The organism is Ferrimonas futtsuensis DSM 18154, assembly GCF_000422645.1.
Taxonomy (GTDB): domain Bacteria; phylum Pseudomonadota; class Gammaproteobacteria; order Enterobacterales; family Shewanellaceae; genus Ferrimonas; species Ferrimonas futtsuensis.
Window position 1 is genome coordinate 1 of record NZ_AUGL01000019.1, and the last position, 17069, is coordinate 17069.

Here is a 17069-nt window from a genome sequence, read left to right on the forward strand (position 1 = left end):
AGAATTAAGCGGCACTAGCTCAGCTGGTAGAGCGCAACCTTGCCAAGGTTGAGGTCACGAGTTCGAACCTCGTGTGCCGCTCCAAATTAGACAAAGCCATCCTTCGGGGTGGCTTTTTTGCGTCTGGGGTTCGGCGCTCCAAATTAGACAAAGCCATGCTTTCGGACGACTTTTTTGCGTCTGGGGTTCGGCGCCGCCAGCTGGCAGAGCGCAACCTTGAAGGGTTAAGGCCACACGCTCTGCAAAGCCGCAGGGAACCTCGCGCGGCGCTCCAAATTGGACAAAGCCATCCTTTAGGGTGGCTTTTGTGCATCTGGGGTTTAGGACCGTCAGCTGGTAGAGCGCAACCTTGAAGGGCTGAGGTCACACTCTCTGTGAAACCACGGGGAACCTCGTGCGGTGCTCCAAATTGGACAAAGCCATGCTTTCGGACGGCTTTTTTGCATCTGAGGTTTAGGACCGTCAGCTGGCAGAGCGCAACCTTGAAGGGCTGAGGTCACACTCTCTGTGAAACCACGGGGAACCTCGTGCGGCGCTCCAAATTAGACAAAGCCATGCTTTCGGATGGCTTTTTTGCGTCTGGGGTTCGGCGCCGTCAGCTGGCAGAGCGCAACCTTGAAGGGCGAGGTCACACTCTCTGTGAAACCACGGGGAACCTCGTGCGGTGCTCCAAATTAGACAAAGCCATCCTTTAGGGAGGCTTTTGTGCGTCTGTGTCGCCAAGGGCTTTGTTGTCTATTCATCCATCGCCTTTGAGGGGGACTTTTTGATGAAATCGGCCCTGTGTGCAGTGAAGTTAACCGGCTTTCAGGGTATTGCTTTGCCTGCAGCCAGGACAGGGGTCACAGACGCGGGAACGCCGTGTGTGATCCCAGATCACTAAAGGGTGATGGCGTTCAAAATATCTTTTGTACAAAGTCACCATAATGAGGCTATACCTAAGATCAAACGCTTGAATTTGTGGAGAGATCCTATGCGCTTTAAACAGATGCGAGAGCTGCTCGAATACGTGTCACAGTGCCGGGTGGCGATGAGCAAGCTGTATGACCGCCTGGACCATCAGGCAGACTCATCCAGGGTTAAGTTGCTGCTGGAGTATCTGCGGACCCACCAGCTCGAGGTGGCCGAAAAGATGGACGAGTATATCGAGGAAGCCCCTCACGGCGTGTTGGATACCTGGTTTAAGCGTCTGGATTATGACGACATTATCCAGGAGTGTAACGGTGTTGTGCTCGAGGGAGGGGCCGACGAGCATGCGGTGATGAACCTGGCCCTCGAGCTGGACAACAAGGTCCTTGGTCTGCTGCACTTGGCTCTGGAGCAATCCGAGCATATGGAAACCCAGTCTGCCTTGGAAGCGGTGCTGGCTGCAGAGCGCATTCGTCAGCAGAGATTCGTCCACAACACGCTGCGCATGGACGATATTTGACACTGATCAAAGCCGGGTCCGATTAAACTGGAAGCTTGGAGGATGATGGGGTACCTATCATAAACCTTGAGCGGATACAGATCACAGTCGTGATGGTTTCGGCTAACCAATGACACAAGAAACGGTCAGGGAATCCTGACCGTTTTTTTTCCCTTGATGGAGGCAAGACACAGCAATGCGTAAGGCAACGGCGGCACTACCCTCAACCCTGTTTTCCGGTGCAACGGTAAGGAAATGGGAGCCCCTTCTGGCCAAACAGCACGGGGTGCTGATGTGGTCCTTGATGGAGGAGGCGGGGCTGCGGGCTTGGCAACTGTTCCGTGAGCGTTGGCCTGAGGCCCGTGAGGTTACCGTGGTCTGCGGCCGGGGTAACAATGCCGGTGATGCCTATGTCCTGGCCAGAAATGCCCTGGCGGAGGGACTGACGGTTCGTGTTCTGCAGATTCAACCTGAACGCCTGCTCAAGGGGGATGCAAAGATTGCCCAACAGCAGTTTATGGATGCTGGTGGCCGGTTCGAGGTTGCGGAAACCTGTCGTCTGGCGGGGGCGGACCATATTGTCGACGGCCTGCTGGGTACCGGTTTTGAAGGGGATCTTCGTCCGGAGTTTCTGGAGATGATCACCGCCATCAACGACAGCGGGGCCAGCGTACTGGCGCTGGATTTGCCCTCGGGCCTCAATGGTGACAACGGCTATGTGGCGGAAGCCGTGGTTCAGGCGGATGTCACCCTGACTTTCGTGGGGGTGAAGCAGGGGCTGCTGACCGGTATGGCGGTGGGTTGCTGCGGCGACATCGTACTGGCCCCTCTGGCCATTGGTGATGCCATGGCCTCTCAGGTTCGCTGTGACGCCTCCAAGGTAAGTTATGCTGACTATCTTGATTACCTGGGGCCGAGAAAACCTGACTCCCACAAGGGTGATCACGGGAGAATTGCGGTCATCGGCGGTAACCACGGCATGCCTGGTGCGGTGCGTCTGGCGTCGGAGGCGGCCCTGCGCAGTGGCGCCGGCCTGGTGAGCATCATCAGCCGCTATGAAAACCTGCCGCTGATTCAGGCAGGGCGTCCCGAGCTGATGCTCTGGGGCAGTGACATCGCCGATATGGAAGTGTATCAGAGGGTCAGCTGGGGTCAGGTGGTGTTGTGTGGTCCAGGTCTCGGCAGTGGCGATTGGGCCTACCACATGTGGCGAGTGGCGCTGAACTCCGAACGCCCCCTGGTGATGGACGCCGACGCCTTGAACCTGCTGGCCAAGAACCCGCTGAAACGGGATGACTGGGTGTTGACGCCTCATCCGGGCGAAGCGGCCAGGTTGCTCGGGATCGAGACCGTGGATGTCCAGCGGGATCGCTTCAAGGCGGTGCGCGAGTTGCAGGAGCGCTACGGTGGTGTGGTGCTGCTGAAAGGGGCCGGCACCCTGATCTATGACGGTGAGTCGATGCTGGTGGCACCGGTGGGTAACCCAGGATTGGCGACAGGGGGCAGTGGAGACGTTTTGTCTGGTATAATCGCGTCCCTGCTGGCCCAGGGACTGCCACTGCTTGATGCCGCTGCCTGCGGTGTCTGCCTCCACGGAGAGGCTGCGGATATGGCGGCGGAAGGGGGCCAGCGAGGTATGCTGGCATCAGATTTGATGCCCTACATCCGACAACTGGTCAACCCGCAAGAGTGAACTGAATGAGGCAATACACCCGGACCCTGGATAACGATAGTCACACCCTGGCCCTGGGGGCCGAGCTCGCCAAGCTGATCAAGCCGCCCATGGTGATTCACCTGGAGGGTGAGCTGGGCGCAGGCAAAACCACCCTGTCCCGGGCATTGATTCAGGGCCTGGGACATCAAGGGCATGTGAAAAGCCCCACCTACACCCTGGTGGAGCCCTATGAATTGAGCCAGGTCAGTGTCTATCACTTCGACCTTTACCGCCTGGCGGATCCGGAAGAGCTCGAGTTTATGGGGATACGCGACTATTTCACCGACCGCTCCCTTTGTCTGGTGGAGTGGCCGAATAGAGGTCAGGGCGTATTGCCCCCGGCGGATCTAACCATTACCCTAAGCTATCAAGGGGATGGGCGGAGTGCGACACTCAGTAGCCATACCATCAAGGGCGAGGCACTACTGGAACAGCTATAACCGATGATAAGAGACTGGGGACGTCGGCTGTTGGTCCTGATTGGACTGACGCTGTGTTTGGGGGTGATTCCCGGCCTGGCATGGGCCAACAACATCGACACCATTCGCATCTGGCCTGACAAGGAGCGGACGCGAGTGGTATTGGACCTGTCTGCGTCTCCCAGTTACGACAGCTTCCGCCTGGATGGTCCGGAGCGGCTGGTGCTGGATCTCAAAGGCGGTAAGCTGAAAACCAAGCTCTCCTCGCTGAAGTTTACCTCGGCCCAACTGAAACGCATTCGTCTGAGTAACCCCCCTAAAAGCGACACCTTGCGTCTGGTGCTGGACCTGAAGCAGCCCGCGTCTCACAAGGTGTTTAAGCTGGGTCCCAAGGGCAACTATGGTCATCGGCTGGTGATCGACTTGCTGGCGGCGCCGGCAGGCAAAGCGGCCTCCGCCACTGGCAGCAACCGCACGCCGGCTCGTAATGTGGTGATCGCCATCGATGCGGGCCACGGGGGCAAGGACCCGGGTTCCATCGGGCCATCGGGCACCTATGAGAAGAATGTGGTGCTGCCTATTGCCCGAAAGCTCAGGGACAAGCTCAACGCCACCCCGGGTTTCGAGGCCTTTATGGTGCGCACCGGAGATTACTTCGTCTCCCTGGACCGTCGCTCTGAACTGGCGCGGAAGAAGCGGGCCGACCTGCTGCTCTCCATCCATGCGGATGCCTTTACCTCGCCCCAGCCCCAGGGGGCGTCGGTGTGGGTGCTTTCCAAGCGGCGTGCCAACTCCGAGATGGGTCGCTGGCTGGAAAAAGATGACAAGCTCTCAGAGCTTCGGGGTATCGGAGAGGTGATCTCCGCCAGCGGTGGTGCGGACCCACACCTGCAGCGTACCTTCCTGGATCTGGCCCGGGAGAACTCCATGGTGGAGAGCCAGGCGATCGCCGACCAGATGCTCAGGCGCATCGGCAGGATCACCAAACTGCACAAGAAGAGCCCACAGCACGCCAGTCTGGCGGTGCTGAAGTCCCCAGATTTTCCCAGCCTGCTGATTGAAACCGGTTTTATCTCCAATCCCAACGAGGAGAAGAAGCTGCGCAGCAGTGCTTACCAGAACAAGATGGCCGGTGCCATCCACCAGACGGTGAAAACCTATTTTACCGACAACCCCCCAAGGGATGCCTTGCTGGCACAGACCCGCACTCACAAGGTGAAGCGTGGCGACTCACTGTCGCGCATTGCTCAGCAGTACCGGGTCAGCGTGGCGGCGATTCGCAGCGCCAATAAGTTGAAGTCTGACAACATTCAAATTGGCCAGACCCTGACCATTCCCCGTCTCTGAGGACCCCCTATGCCGATTCAGATACTGCCGCCGCAACTGGCTAACCAGATCGCGGCCGGCGAGGTCGTGGAGCGACCCGCTTCCGTGGTGAAGGAGCTGGTGGAGAACTGCCTGGATGCCGGCGCCAGCCGCATCGACATAGAGATTGAGCGCGGTGGCAGCAAGGGTATGGTGATCCGAGATAATGGCATCGGCATTGCTGAGCAGGAGCTGTCCCTGGCGCTCTCCCGCCATGCCACCTCCAAGGTGGCCAGCCTGGAGGACCTGGAGAGCATCCTCAGCTTCGGATTTCGTGGAGAGGCGCTGGCTTCCATCAGCTCGGTTTCCCGGCTGACCCTCACCTCAAGAGCCCAGGACCAGGAACAGGGCTGGCAGGCCTATGCGGAGGGCCGCGAGATGGCGGTGAAGCTGCAGCCTGCAGCCCACCCGGTTGGCACCACGGTCCAGGTGGAGGATCTGTTCTTCAACACCCCCGCACGCAGGCGATTTCTGCGGGCCGACAAGACCGAATTCAACCATATCGACGAGCAGCTCAGGCGCATCGCCCTGGCCAAGCCCACGGTACACTTCACCCTGAGCCACAATGGTAAGCAGGTGAGACAGTATCGCCCGGCCCGCACTGAGCGTCAGCATCAGCAGCGGCTCGGGTCGATCTGCGGCCATCGATTTGCCGATGCCGCCCTGGCCATCAGTGCTGGCAACGATCAGCTGCAGCTCCACGGTTACCTTGGCATAGGCGATGGCCACCAGCAATTCAACGAGGTGCAGTACTTCTACGTCAATGGCCGGGTGGTCAGGGATCGCCTGGTCAATCACGCGCTGCGTCAGGCGCTGGAGCTGCATGGTCAGCAGCTGGATGCCGGTTATGTGCTTCACCTGGAGTTGCCTCCGCAGGAGGTGGATGTCAATGTGCACCCGGCCAAGCATGAGGTGCGTTTCCACCAGGCTCGTTACGTGCACGACTTTATTTTGCAGGGGCTCAGTGATGCGGTGGCGCAGCTGACCCAGGGGGCGCTCTCCCTGCAGGAAGCGCCAGAGACCTACGTATCATCCAGCCCTTCTTCCGTGACTCAGACCGTCCCTGGTGAGGAAGTGGCTCGGGGAGGCTCCGGCTATGGGGGGGGATCGTCCAGCTCCCCCTCTGAGTCCGCGCCGTCGGCCCGGAGATACGATGGCTATGCCGGAATTCGGCCCGTTGCCAGGTCCACCCCCTCCGGGGGGTATACCCCACCGCAATTGCAGCCGGCGCCCAGTCGAAACGCGGTCAGCAACTACGGTGAGCTGATGCGCACCGAGTCGTTGCCCGAGTCCGAGCCTCAGTCGGGGGCGGAAACCTCGGTGTGGCGCTGGTTGACTCAGCTGGATGAGCGCTTTGCTTTATTTGGGCGGGGGGATCAACTAAGATTGCTGCCCCTTGGCGCCCTGAGCAGTGCGGTAATGCGGCTGGAGCTGGCGGAGCAACTGCCGCAGGGGTTGGTGGGGCAGCCTCTGCTGTTGCCGGTGTCTGTGCCCCGAATCGATGCCTGGGATGGGGTGCTGGAGTTGCAGCAGCCCCTGATTAAGCGATTGGGGCTGGAACTGGCTGAGCAGAAACAGCGGCTGATCATCCGCAAGGTACCGGCCATGCTGCGTCAGGCGAATTTGGCACAGGTGGTGCCGGAGCTGTTGCAGTGGCTGGCTTCCTTCCCCGCCGGTGACAGCCCCAACAGTGAGGCTCTGGTGGCCTGGCTGGCGGATCAGGCCGAGCCTGAACCCGGGGATCCGCACGTGCAGTGGCACAGGTTGCAGAGCTTGCCCGGCGCCGACATAGAGAGATTAATGACCAGCCGGGGCCGGGCACTGCCCTGGCGTCCCGAGCTGGAGTCCTGATATGAGCACCATTTTGCCACCGGCCATCTTCCTGATGGGCCCGACTGCGTCGGGAAAGACCGACCTGGCCATAGAGCTGTGTCAACGGTTGCCCTGCGATCTGATCAGCGTCGATTCGGCGATGATCTATCGGGAGATGGACATCGGCACCGCCAAGCCCAGTGCAGAAGAGCTGGCGCTGGCCCCCCACAGGCTGATTGATATCCTGGATCCGGCCGAAGCCTACTCTGCGGCAGATTTTCGCGCCGACGCACTGAGGGAGATGGCCGAGATCACCGCGGCGGGTCGCATCCCTCTGCTGGTGGGGGGCACCATGCTTTATTACAAGGCGTTGCTGGAAGGCCTGTCTCCTCTGCCCTCTGCGGATGCGTCCATTCGACAGACGATCGAAGAGGAGGCGAAAACCCTCGGTTGGGCCGAATTACACCGGCAGTTGTCAGAGATCGACCCGGTCGCCGCTGAGAGAATCCACCCCAACGATCCGCAACGATTGTCGCGGGCTCTGGAAGTCTATAGAATTAGTGGCGAAACTCTGACAGAGCTGACAAAGCGCAAAAGCGACCCTTTACCGTATCAAGTCAGCCAGTTCGCCATTGCTCCGGAGCAGAGGCAGCGCTTGCATGAGAGAATCGAGCAACGATTCCACCTGATGCTTGAGGCGGGCTTCGAGCAGGAGGTGCGTCGGTTGTATCAGCGAGGCGATCTGCACCCGGGTCTGCCGTCCATCCGTTGCGTGGGTTATCGTCAGGTGTGGTCTTTCCTGGCAGGTGAAGATGACTATGAACAGATGACGCAGAAGGGGATAGCTGCTACCAGGCAGCTGGCAAAGAGACAGATAACCTGGTTGAGGAGCTGGTCCGATCTGCAATGGCTGACGTCAGAGGCTGCAGGCAATGTAGATAAACTGTTACGGGGACTCGCCATCTAACTTTACATAGGCTATAACTACCAACAGCTCAGTTAGATGTTGCTTGCAGAACAGTATTTATTAAAAGCAATTAGAATATTTTAGTTAAGGAATCATTATGGCTAAGGGGCAATCCTTACAAGACCCGTTTCTGAACGCATTGCGTCGTGAACGGGTACCAGTATCTATTTATCTGGTAAACGGTATTAAGCTGCAGGGACAGATTGAGAGCTTCGATCAGTTTGTGATTCTATTGAAGAACACTGTGAGCCAGATGGTATACAAGCATGCCATCTCCACTGTGGTTCCCGGCCGTCCATTTAATATGAACCAGAACCAGCAGAGCGGTTACAATCAACAGGATCAAAATCAGGGTTAACAGCCAGGAGAGTCTGCTTGTTTGAGCGGTATGAGGCAGGCGAACGCGCTGTACTTGTTCATCTGAATTTCTCCCGAGAGGGAGAGAGAGAAGATCTGGAAGAGCTGCAATTACTGGTTTCCTCCGCAGGTGTTGACGCCTGCGGAGTGGTTACCGGGTCTCGCTCCTCCCCCCATCCCAAATACTTCTGTGGCGCCGGTAAGGCAGAAGAGATCGCGGCTCTGGTCCAGGCGGAACAGGCCGATGTGGTGATCTTCAACCACGCCCTTTCTCCCGCCCAGGAGAGAAACCTCGAAGCCCTGATGAAGTGTCGCGTGCTGGACCGCACCGGCCTGATTCTGGACATCTTTGCCCAGCGGGCACGAACCCACGAAGGTAAGCTGCAGGTTGAATTGGCACAGTTGCGCCATCTTTCCACCCGCCTGGTGCGTGGTTGGACCCACCTGGAGCGCCAGAAAGGGGGAATAGGCCTGAGGGGGCCGGGTGAAACTCAGCTTGAAACCGATCGACGTTTGCTGCGAGAACGTATAAAGACCATCCTCCGACGTTTGGAGAAAGTGGCCAAGCAGCGGGAGCAGGGGCGTCGTTCCAGGGCGCGCCGCGAGATTCCGACGGTGTCCCTGGTGGGGTACACCAACGCAGGTAAATCGACCCTGTTCAATCTGGTGACCAACTCAGGCGTGTATGCGGCTGATCAGTTATTCGCCACCTTGGATCCCACTTTGCGCAGGATCGAGATAGACCAGGTGGGCCCAGCGGTGCTGGCAGACACCGTAGGCTTTATCCGGCACCTGCCCCACGACCTTGTGGCGGCCTTTAAGGCGACGCTGCAGGAGACCCGGGAAGCGGATCTGCTTCTGCACGTGGTGGATGCCCATGACCAGCGAGCCGTCGAGAATATCGAAGAGGTTCATCGGGTTCTTAAGGAGATTGACTCCGATGAGATCCCGCAGTTGCTGGTTTACAACAAGGTGGACCTTCTGGAGGACGCGGTACCTCGAATCGATCGGGACGATCAGGGCCGACCGGTACGGGTGTGGGTGTCTGCTCAGGCAGACCTGGGCCAGGAGTTCCTTTTCGAGGCACTCAGTGACCTTCTCGGACGGCAAATAGTTGAACTATCATTAAAACTACCGCCAGCCGAGCACAAGTGGCTCAACGTCTTCTTTGAACTTAGCGCGGTTCAAAGCAGTCAATATGATGAGGAGGGGAACTGTCTGGTGGCGATCTCCCTTCCGGAATCGGAGTGGCGTAGACAGGTGAAGGCTTCGCAAGGGAAGCTTGAGCACTTTATCATCCAGTAATTGCCTGATAAATTAGCGTTAAACCTCTAAGCTATCGGCAGGGGGCGTAATGACCGCATACGGCGGCGTTTCCACCTGATTCCGATAAGATATAACGGAGAACTACATGGCCTGGAATGAGCCTGGAAATAAGGGAAATGACCCCTGGGGGAACCGCGGTGGCAATGATCAGGGTCCGCCGGACCTGGATCAGGTGTTCCGCAAGCTGTCTTCTCGCTTTGGCGGTAACCGTGGTGGTGGCATCAGTGCTGCCGCTGTGGGCATCGCCGCCATTTTGCTTGCCCTGGTATGGGGCCTGTCCGGTTTCTACAAGATTGAGGAAGCGGAGCGCGGCGTGGTGCTGCGTTTCGGCGAATACTATGAGCTGGTTGAGCCTGGTCTGGGCTGGAAGGCTACCTTCATCGATGAGGTGACTCCGGTGAACGTCAACAACATCCGCGAGCTGCCCGCTTCCGGCATGATGCTGACCATGGACGAAAACGTGGTGGCGGTGCAGATGAAGGTTCAGTACCGCATCACCGACCCTCGCGCCTACCTGTTCAACGTGACCAATCCGGATGAGTCTCTCAACGAGGCGATGGACAGTGCCCTGCGCTACGTTGTGGGCCACACCACCATGGATGACATTCTGACCACAGGTCGTGAGCAGGTGCGTCAGGATACCCGCGTTGAGCTTGAGGGGATCATTGAGCCCTACGGCCTGGGTCTGACCGTGGTTGACGTCAACTTACTGCCTGCCCGTCCGCCGGAAGAGGTGAAGGACGCCTTCGATGACGCCATCTCCGCTCAGGAAGATGAGGAGCGGTTCGTGCGAGAGGCGGAAGCCTACGCCCGTGCCGTTGAGCCTGAGGCTCGTGGTCAGGTTCAGCGTATGGAGCAGGAAGCCACCGCCTATCGTGAGCGTGTCACCCTGGAAGCCGAGGGTGAGGTAACCCGTTTCGTTCAGTTGCTGCCTCAGTATCAGGCCGCGCCCGAAGTGACCCGTGAGCGTCTCTACCTGGAGACCATGGAGAAGGTATTTGGCAATACCTCCAAGGTGATGGTGGATACCGAGGGCAACGGCTCCATGTTCTACCTGCCCCTGGACAAGATCATCGAGCGCTCCTCTGGCAAGAGTGCGCCTCGTACCGGGTCCACTCAGGTGAATGACAGCAGCTCTCTGCCTTCGTCCACTTTTAACAACAACCGCAGCTCCTCCACCCGTGGTGGCAGCGTTCGTCAGGGGAGGAACTAAGCCATGAGACCCATAGCTATTGTCACCCTGGTCCTGGTATTTTTCCTGGGCCTCTCCAGCCTGTTTGTCGTCAGCGAAGGCGAGCGCGGCATCGTGAAGCGTTTCGGTAAGATCGCCAAGGACGCCGATGGCGTCACCCTGGTGTATGAACCCGGTTTGCATTTCAAGGTGCCGGTCATCGACTCGGTGATCCGATTGAACGCCCGTATCCTGACTCTGGATGCCCCGGCTGACCGTTTTGTGACCTCAGAGAAGAAAGATCTGATGGTGGACTCCTACGTGAAGTGGCGCATCATCGACTTTGAACGCTTCTACCTGTCGACCTCCGGTGGCAACCAGTTGCAGGCGGAAGCGCTGCTGCAGAGTAAGATCAACAACGGCCTGCGTAGCGAATTCGGTTCCCGGACCATCTCCGAGATCGTATCCGGCAGCCGTGATGAACTGCAGCAGGAAGCCTTGAAGGCCGCCTCCGACAGTGCCCTGGAGCTGGGCATCAAGGTGGTGGACGTCCGGGTTAAGCAGATCAACCTGCCCCGCGAAGTGAGTCAGTCCATCTACGATCGTATGCGCGCCGAACGAACTGCCGTGGCCAAGGAGCATCGCTCTCAAGGTCGCGAGAAGGCAGAGGTGCTTCGCGCCGAGATCGACGCCAAGGTCACCGTAATGCTGGCGGAAGCTGAGAAGAAGGTTCGGACTCTGCGTGGTCAAGGGGAAGCCCAGGCCGCCAAGATCTACGCCGATGCCTACAATCAGGAGCCGGAATTCTACAGCTTTATGCGCAGCCTGGACGCCTACGCCAAGTCCTTCAACAGCAAGCAGGACGTGCTGGTGGTGTCTCCCGACTCCGAGTTCTTCCAGTACATGAAGGGCGCCAATAAGGCCAACTGATCCCAATCAGTGTGAAAAGCCCGGCTCACTGCCGGGCTTTTTCTTTAAAGGGAAATGTTCTTCAAGGAGAGTGAGTTATGTCTGATTCCTGGCTTCTGGCCCTGGGTTTGCTGTTGTTGATGGAGGGGATAGGGCCGGCCTTTTTGCCTCGCCAGTGGCGTGCGGCGGTGTCCGAGATGAGTCGCCAGCCCGACGCCATGTTACGCCGCATCGGCGGCGCCCTGGTGACTGCGGGTGCGGTAATTCTGTACATTTTTTCTTAATAACGGCTGTTTTGCTCAGGCTGTTTTGCTAGAATCCTGCTTTAACCACCTACTCTGTATCCCTAATGAGCAAAAATGTTGTTGTTCTCGGCACCCAATGGGGTGACGAAGGCAAAGGCAAGGTCGTCGACCTGCTTACTGATAAATCTTCCTATGTGGTGCGTTATCAGGGTGGCCACAATGCTGGTCATACTCTGGTTATCAACGGCGAGAAGACCGTCCTGCATCTCATTCCATCCGGCATCCTCCGCGAGAACGTCAAGTGCATCATCGGCAACGGTGTGGTACTGGCTCCTGACGCGCTGCTGCGTGAGCTGACCATGCTCAAAGAGCGTGGCGTGCCTGTCGAGGACCGCCTGCTGATCTCCGAGGCTTGCCCGCTGATCCTGCCCTACCACGTGGCTGTGGATCAGGCCCGTGAAGCTGCCCGTGGCAGCAAGGCGATTGGCACCACAGGTCGTGGTATCGGTCCGGCCTACGAGGACAAGGTAGCCCGCCGTGCCCTGCGCGTGGGCGATCTGTTCGATGCCGAGCGTTTCGCCGAGAAGCTGAAGGAGGTACTGAGCTACCACAACTTCATGCTGACCGAGTACCACCAGGCCGAGCCCGTCTCCTTCGATGAGGTTTACGAGCAGGCGATGTCTGTGGCGGATCTGCTGAAGTCCATGGTGGTCGACGTGACCGACCTGCTGGACAAGGCCCGCAAGGCCGGAGAGCCGATCCTGTTCGAAGGTGCCCAGGGCACTCTGCTGGACATCGACCACGGTACCTACCCTTATGTGACCTCCTCCAACACCACCGCCGGTGGTGTGGCCACAGGGTCCGGTTTCGGTCCTAACCGCATCGACTACGTGCTGGGCATCATCAAGGCCTACGCCACCCGTGTGGGTGGAGGTCCATTCCCCACCGAGCTGGACGACGATGTTGGTCAGCACCTGGGTGAGAAGGGCCATGAGTTTGGTGCCACCACCGGCCGTCAGCGTCGCTGTGGCTGGCTGGACATCGTGGCCATGCGCCGCGCCGTTCAGATCAACGGCATCACCGGCCTGTGCCTGACCAAGCTGGACGTCCTGGACGGCCTGGAAGAGCTGAAGCTGTGCACCGGTTACAAGATGGCCGACGGCAGCGTCGTTGAGGTTCCGCCCCTGGCTGCCGAAGACTACGAGAAGGTCGAGCCCATCTACGAGAGCATGCCCGGCTGGAACGACAACACCTTTGGTGTGGTGGAGCACGACAAGCTGCCCCAGGCGGCACTGGACTACATCGCTCGCATCGAAGAGCTGCTGGAGGTCCCCGTGGACATCATCTCTACCGGCCCGGATCGGGTCGAGACCATGATTCTTCGGAATCCATTCGCCTAACAGCGACAGTGACGGGGCCAACTGGCCCCGTTATGCTATGTTGGACTACAGATTGAACAACCCGGGCCGATAACTCAAGTATGAGACGAATACTGCTGCTGCTCACAACCCTGATGATGATGGCTCCTGCCCGTGCGGATCTGCAGGCGGTGGAGCTGTACTCGCAGGATGCGTTGCTGCAGATGATTCGGGACAACACTCACCTGGCCCAGATGCGTCGGGACGACTGTCAGCTGGTTGAGGATGTCCGGGCCCACGCCAAGGTGCTCAAGGAGCCCGCCTATCAGATGCTGTGGGCTGACATGCTGATGTACGGTGTCTGTGTGGAAGAGGATGTCCGCGAAGGATTCTACTACTTGGAGACCGCGTCGGAATCCGGTCTGCCCGATGCTCTGGAGCAGTTGGCCCGCTACTATCGCATAGGCAAGTTCACTCTGGTGAACAACGATTTGTCGGTTCACTACTATAAGCTTGCCTCGGAACAGGGCCACCTGCGTGCCCGGTTCGATCTGGTGCGCATGTACATCAAAGGCCACGGCGCCCCGAGGGACTATCCCCAGGCCTACCGCTGGTTGTTTGAAGAGGTGTACCAGCACGAAGAGGACAGGCAGACCGCCCGCGCATTGCTGGCTCAACTGGAGCCTCTGATCCCGCCCCGCACCGTTGCGGCCATCCGTGCCGATCAGAAATTTCAAGATAAGTATCGTTGATTGTCGGTATACTTGAAGCCAAATCCCCCTTTTTTCTACGAGAATTTAACTATTGGATAAAAACGATCCCCATTATCAGCGTGAGGCTGAGAAGTACGAAAACCCCATTCCCAGCCGTGAGTACCTGCTGCAGCTGATCGCTGATGGCCGTGGCCTGATTGGTCGCGATGAACTGGCGGCGGAGTTGGGCCTGGAGGGTGAGCAGTATATCGCCCTGATGCGTCGTCTGCGTGCCATGGAGCGCGATGGACAGCTGGTGTACACCCGCAAAGGACGCTATGGCATTCCGGAAAAGATGGACCTGCTCACCGGCAAGGTGATCGGCCACCGGGATGGATTCGGCTTCTTCCGACCCGATGATGGCAGCCAGGACCTCTTCCTGACCGAGCGCACCATGCACAGTGTGCTTCACGGGGACCGGGTGATGGCTCAGGGAGATCGTCACGATCGCCGTGGTCGCCAGGAGGGACGCATCGTCCGGGTACTGGAACCGAGAAACCCGATGATCATCGGCCGCTACTTCACCGAGGACGGTGTCGGCTTCGTGGTGCCCGACGACAGGCGCCTCAGCCAGGATATCCTGATTCATGAGGGTGACCGCATGGGGGCTCGCCTTGGCCAGGTGGTGTCCATTGAACTGGTGCAGCGTCCGGGACGACACACTCACGCCAGAGGCAAGGTTGTTGAAGTGCTGGGGAACGAGATGGATCCCGGCATGGAGATCGACATCGCCCTGCGCAATCACGATCTTCCCCACCAGTGGCCCGAAACCGTGCTCACACAGGTGGAGGGGATTGACGACGAGGTCAGCGAAGAGGACAAGCAGGGTCGCATCGACCTTCGCAAGCTGCCCCTGGTGACCATCGATGGCGAAGACGCCCGCGACTTCGACGACGCGGTCTACTGCGAGAAGAAGAGCGGTGGAGGCTGGCGCCTGTGGGTGGCCATCGCCGATGTCAGCCATTATGTGCGCAGCGGTACGCCCCTGGATGACGAAGCCACCAAGCGGGGCAACTCAGTGTATTTCCCGGCCCAGGTGATCCCCATGCTGCCGGAGAAGCTCTCCAATGGCCTCTGCTCCCTGAACCCCGGGGTGGACCGCCTCTGTATGGTGGCGGAGATGACCGTCTCCAAGGTCGGCAACCTCTCCGGCTTCAAGTTCTACCCCGCAGTGATGCACTCCCATGCCCGCCTAACCTACACCAAGGTGGCGGCCATGCTCGATGGCGATGCGCGTTTGCGTGAGCGTTATGCCGAGGTGCTGCCTCATCTGGAGGAGCTGCACAACCTCTATGGTGCACTGGATCAGGCCCGGGTGAAGCGCGGCGCCCTGGTGCTGGAGACCACAGAGACTCAGTTTATCTTTAACGCCGATCGCCGCATCGAGCAGATCGTGCCTCGGGAGCGCAACGTCGCTCACAAGATGATCGAGGAGTGCATGATCCTGGCGAATGTGGCCGCTGCCCGGTTCGTCAAGAAACACAAGGGCGAGACGCTTTACCGGATCCATGAGGGCCCCGGCGAGTCCAAACTTAAGTCTCTGCGCGACTTCCTGGGCCAGCAGGGGCTGCAGCTGGGTGGCGGTGATAAGCCTTCACCGACGGATATTGCCAAGCTGCTCTCCTCTCTGGAGGGGCGGGGGGACGCCGAGCTGGTGACCACCATGGTGCTGCGCTCCATGAAGCAGGCGGTATACAGCCCCGACGATCTGGGTCACTTCGGCCTGGCGCTGCAGGGCTACAGCCACTTTACCTCCCCCATTCGCCGCTACCCGGATCTGATTCTGCATCGGGTGATCCGTTCCCTGCTGGTCAAGGACCAGGGGCTGATCAAGAAGGCGATGGACAAGATGAAGGGCCGCAGCCAGGACGGCGCGGCGCTGCACTACGATACCCAGCAGCTGGTAGAGCTGGGGGATCACTGCTCCCTGACCGAGCGCCGTGCCGACGACGCTACCCGGGATGTGTCCGACTGGCTCAAGTGTGAGTTTATGCAGGACCATGTGGGAGACACCTTTGACGCGGTGATCAGCGGCGTAACCAGTTTTGGTCTGTTTGTACGCCTCAACAGTTACCACATCGACGGCCTGGTGCACATCTCCAGTTTGGAGAACGATTACTTCCACTTCGATGCGGTGCGCCAGGGGCTCTACGGTGAGCACAGCGGCAAACGCTATCGCCTCGGCGATGAGGTTCGGGTCAAGGTGTTGTCGGTGAAACTGGACGATCGCCAGATCGACCTGGGCATGGTGGAGGAGAAGGGCGTCGGTAAGAAGATGAAGGCCAAGGCCAAATCCAGCCGTAAGCAGGCCCAGAAGCAACCTCAAAAGCCCGCGCAGAAGCAATCGAAGAGCCCCTACAAGGCCGGGGACGGTAAGGGCAAGTCCGGCCGTGGAAAGGACGGCGGTCAATCCAGGTCCGGTGGCCGTGGTAAGGCCCCACAGAAACAGACAGCGGGTCGGGACACTCCGGCCAAGAAGAGTAAGAAGCGGAATAAGCAGTAATGAAACAAGAGATGGTGTTTGGCCTCCATGCGGTGGAGGCGCTGTTGCAGTCTGAGCCTGAGCGGGTGAAGTCTATCTGGTTGCTTAAGGGGCGGGACGATGAGCGCCTGCATAAGATTCTGCAACTGGCCAAGCAGAACGGCATCAGTTGCCAGCCGGCGGCGCGCAAAGCCCTGGATGAGAAAGCGGCGTCACCTCAGCATCAGGGTGTGGTGGCGGCTGCCAAGCCTGCCCCGGTGAAGGGGGAGGGGGAACTGGCCGCCCTGCTTGATGGGGTTGAGACACCACTGCTGCTGATCCTCGACGGAGTGACTGATCCCCACAACCTGGGCGCCTGCCTGCGCAGCGCCGATGCCACCGGGGTCCATGGCGTGATTGTTCCCCGGGATCGCTCTGCCAGCCTGGGGCCGGTCGTACGCAAGGTGGCGGTGGGCGCTGCCGAGAATATCCCCCTGTTCCAGGTGACCAACCTGGCGCGAACCATGCGCGAGCTGCAGGAGCGTGGGGTGTGGATTGTGGGCACTGCAGGTGAAGCGGACCACGACCTCTATCAGGCGAAGCTGACCGGTCCTCTGGCGATCACCATGGGGGCCGAGGGCAAGGGGATGCGTCGCCTGACCCGGGAGCACTGTGATGAACTGATCTCCATCCCCATGGCCGGGGTGGTCACCAGCCTGAACGTGTCTGTGGCGACCGGGGTGTGCCTGTTTGAAGCGGTGCGCCAGCGCCGCGGCTAACTCTGATCCACAAATGACAAAGGGCG

General features: G+C 59.2%; 15 protein-coding genes and 1 tRNA gene. All 16 read left to right on the forward strand.

Annotated elements, in window-relative coordinates; translation table 11 throughout:
- Positions 1-8 precede the first annotated feature (8 nt).
- Positions 9-84 (forward strand) — tRNA-Gly (locus tag G505_RS0112830).
- A gap of 889 nt (positions 85-973) precedes the next feature.
- On the forward strand, positions 974-1429 hold the full coding sequence (locus tag G505_RS0112835; RefSeq protein WP_028109925.1) for a hypothetical protein: 456 nt from the start codon (positions 974-976) through the stop codon (positions 1427-1429).
- 175 nt (positions 1430-1604) lie between these two features.
- Positions 1605-3101, forward strand: a complete 1497-nt coding sequence (locus tag G505_RS0112840) for a bifunctional ADP-dependent NAD(P)H-hydrate dehydratase/NAD(P)H-hydrate epimerase (RefSeq protein ID WP_028109926.1) — start codon at positions 1605-1607, stop codon at positions 3099-3101.
- 5 nt (positions 3102-3106) lie between these two features.
- Positions 3107-3562 carry a tRNA (adenosine(37)-N6)-threonylcarbamoyltransferase complex ATPase subunit type 1 TsaE gene (tsaE, locus tag G505_RS0112845; RefSeq protein ID WP_028109927.1) on the forward strand — a complete coding sequence of 152 codons (456 nt, stop codon included), beginning with the start codon at positions 3107-3109 and terminating at the stop codon, positions 3560-3562.
- A gap of 3 nt (positions 3563-3565) precedes the next feature.
- Positions 3566-4888 (forward strand): N-acetylmuramoyl-L-alanine amidase, encoded by a 1323-nt coding sequence (locus G505_RS0112850; RefSeq protein WP_028109928.1) that lies wholly within the window; start codon positions 3566-3568, stop codon positions 4886-4888.
- Between the two features lie 9 nt (positions 4889-4897).
- On the forward strand, positions 4898-6757 hold the full coding sequence (mutL, locus tag G505_RS0112855; RefSeq protein ID WP_028109929.1) for a DNA mismatch repair endonuclease MutL: 1860 nt from the start codon (positions 4898-4900) through the stop codon (positions 6755-6757).
- Between the two features lies 1 nt (position 6758).
- A complete protein-coding gene (gene miaA / locus G505_RS0112860) occupies positions 6759-7685 on the forward strand; it encodes a tRNA (adenosine(37)-N6)-dimethylallyltransferase MiaA (RefSeq protein ID WP_028109930.1) in 927 nt (308 codons plus the stop codon).
- A gap of 97 nt (positions 7686-7782) precedes the next feature.
- Positions 7783-8043: an RNA chaperone Hfq gene (gene hfq / locus G505_RS0112865; RefSeq protein WP_028109931.1), complete on the forward strand. Its 261-nt coding sequence runs from the start codon at positions 7783-7785 to the stop codon at positions 8041-8043.
- A gap of 17 nt (positions 8044-8060) precedes the next feature.
- Positions 8061-9347 carry a ribosome rescue GTPase HflX gene (hflX, locus tag G505_RS0112870; RefSeq protein ID WP_028109932.1) on the forward strand — a complete coding sequence of 429 codons (1287 nt, stop codon included), beginning with the start codon at positions 8061-8063 and terminating at the stop codon, positions 9345-9347.
- A 106-nt stretch (positions 9348-9453) separates the two neighbouring features.
- Complete coding sequence (hflK, locus tag G505_RS0112875; protein WP_028109933.1) at positions 9454-10581, forward strand: FtsH protease activity modulator HflK; 1128 nt, start codon at positions 9454-9456, stop codon at positions 10579-10581.
- Between the two features lie 3 nt (positions 10582-10584).
- Positions 10585-11469 (forward strand): protease modulator HflC, encoded by an 885-nt coding sequence (gene hflC, locus G505_RS0112880; RefSeq protein WP_028109934.1) that lies wholly within the window; start codon positions 10585-10587, stop codon positions 11467-11469.
- Between the two features lie 77 nt (positions 11470-11546).
- Positions 11547-11732 carry a DUF2065 domain-containing protein gene (locus G505_RS0112885; RefSeq protein WP_028109935.1) on the forward strand — a complete coding sequence of 62 codons (186 nt, stop codon included), beginning with the start codon at positions 11547-11549 and terminating at the stop codon, positions 11730-11732.
- Positions 11733-11797: 65 nt separating this feature from the next.
- Entirely contained in the window at positions 11798-13093 is a 1296-nt protein-coding gene (locus G505_RS0112890) for an adenylosuccinate synthase (RefSeq protein ID WP_028109936.1), read from the forward strand.
- Positions 13094-13173: 80 nt separating this feature from the next.
- Entirely contained in the window at positions 13174-13803 is a 630-nt protein-coding gene (locus G505_RS0112895; RefSeq protein WP_028109937.1) for a tetratricopeptide repeat protein, read from the forward strand.
- A 52-nt stretch (positions 13804-13855) separates the two neighbouring features.
- On the forward strand, positions 13856-16306 hold the full coding sequence (rnr, locus tag G505_RS0112900; protein ID WP_028109938.1) for a ribonuclease R: 2451 nt from the start codon (positions 13856-13858) through the stop codon (positions 16304-16306).
- Positions 16306-17043, forward strand: a complete 738-nt coding sequence (gene rlmB / locus G505_RS0112905; protein WP_028109939.1) for a 23S rRNA (guanosine(2251)-2'-O)-methyltransferase RlmB — start codon at positions 16306-16308, stop codon at positions 17041-17043. Before rnr ends, rlmB begins: the two co-directional genes overlap by 1 nt.
- Positions 17044-17069: the final 26 nt, after the last annotated feature.

What these genes read in the sequence shown, in the direction of transcription:
- hflC (WP_028109934.1), top strand. Translation starts at nt 10,585, where the DNA reads ATGAGACCCATAGCTATTGTCACCCTGGTCCTGGTATTTTTCCTGGGC.
- rlmB (WP_028109939.1), top strand. Translation starts at nt 16,306, where the DNA reads ATGAAACAAGAGATGGTGTTTGGCCTCCATGCGGTGGAGGCGCTGTTG.
- G505_RS0112850 (WP_028109928.1), top strand. Translation starts at nt 3,566, where the DNA reads ATGATAAGAGACTGGGGACGTCGGCTGTTGGTCCTGATTGGACTGACG.
- mutL (WP_028109929.1), top strand. Translation starts at nt 4,898, where the DNA reads ATGCCGATTCAGATACTGCCGCCGCAACTGGCTAACCAGATCGCGGCC.
- miaA (WP_028109930.1), top strand. Translation starts at nt 6,759, where the DNA reads ATGAGCACCATTTTGCCACCGGCCATCTTCCTGATGGGCCCGACTGCG.
- G505_RS0112890 (WP_028109936.1), top strand. Translation starts at nt 11,798, where the DNA reads ATGAGCAAAAATGTTGTTGTTCTCGGCACCCAATGGGGTGACGAAGGC.
- hfq (WP_028109931.1), top strand. Translation starts at nt 7,783, where the DNA reads ATGGCTAAGGGGCAATCCTTACAAGACCCGTTTCTGAACGCATTGCGT.
- tsaE (WP_028109927.1), top strand. Translation starts at nt 3,107, where the DNA reads ATGAGGCAATACACCCGGACCCTGGATAACGATAGTCACACCCTGGCC.
- G505_RS0112885 (WP_028109935.1), top strand. Translation starts at nt 11,547, where the DNA reads ATGTCTGATTCCTGGCTTCTGGCCCTGGGTTTGCTGTTGTTGATGGAG.
- G505_RS0112840 (WP_028109926.1), top strand. Translation starts at nt 1,605, where the DNA reads ATGCGTAAGGCAACGGCGGCACTACCCTCAACCCTGTTTTCCGGTGCA.
- G505_RS0112895 (WP_028109937.1), top strand. Translation starts at nt 13,174, where the DNA reads ATGAGACGAATACTGCTGCTGCTCACAACCCTGATGATGATGGCTCCT.
- hflK (WP_028109933.1), top strand. Translation starts at nt 9,454, where the DNA reads ATGGCCTGGAATGAGCCTGGAAATAAGGGAAATGACCCCTGGGGGAAC.
- G505_RS0112835 (WP_028109925.1), top strand. Translation starts at nt 974, where the DNA reads ATGCGCTTTAAACAGATGCGAGAGCTGCTCGAATACGTGTCACAGTGC.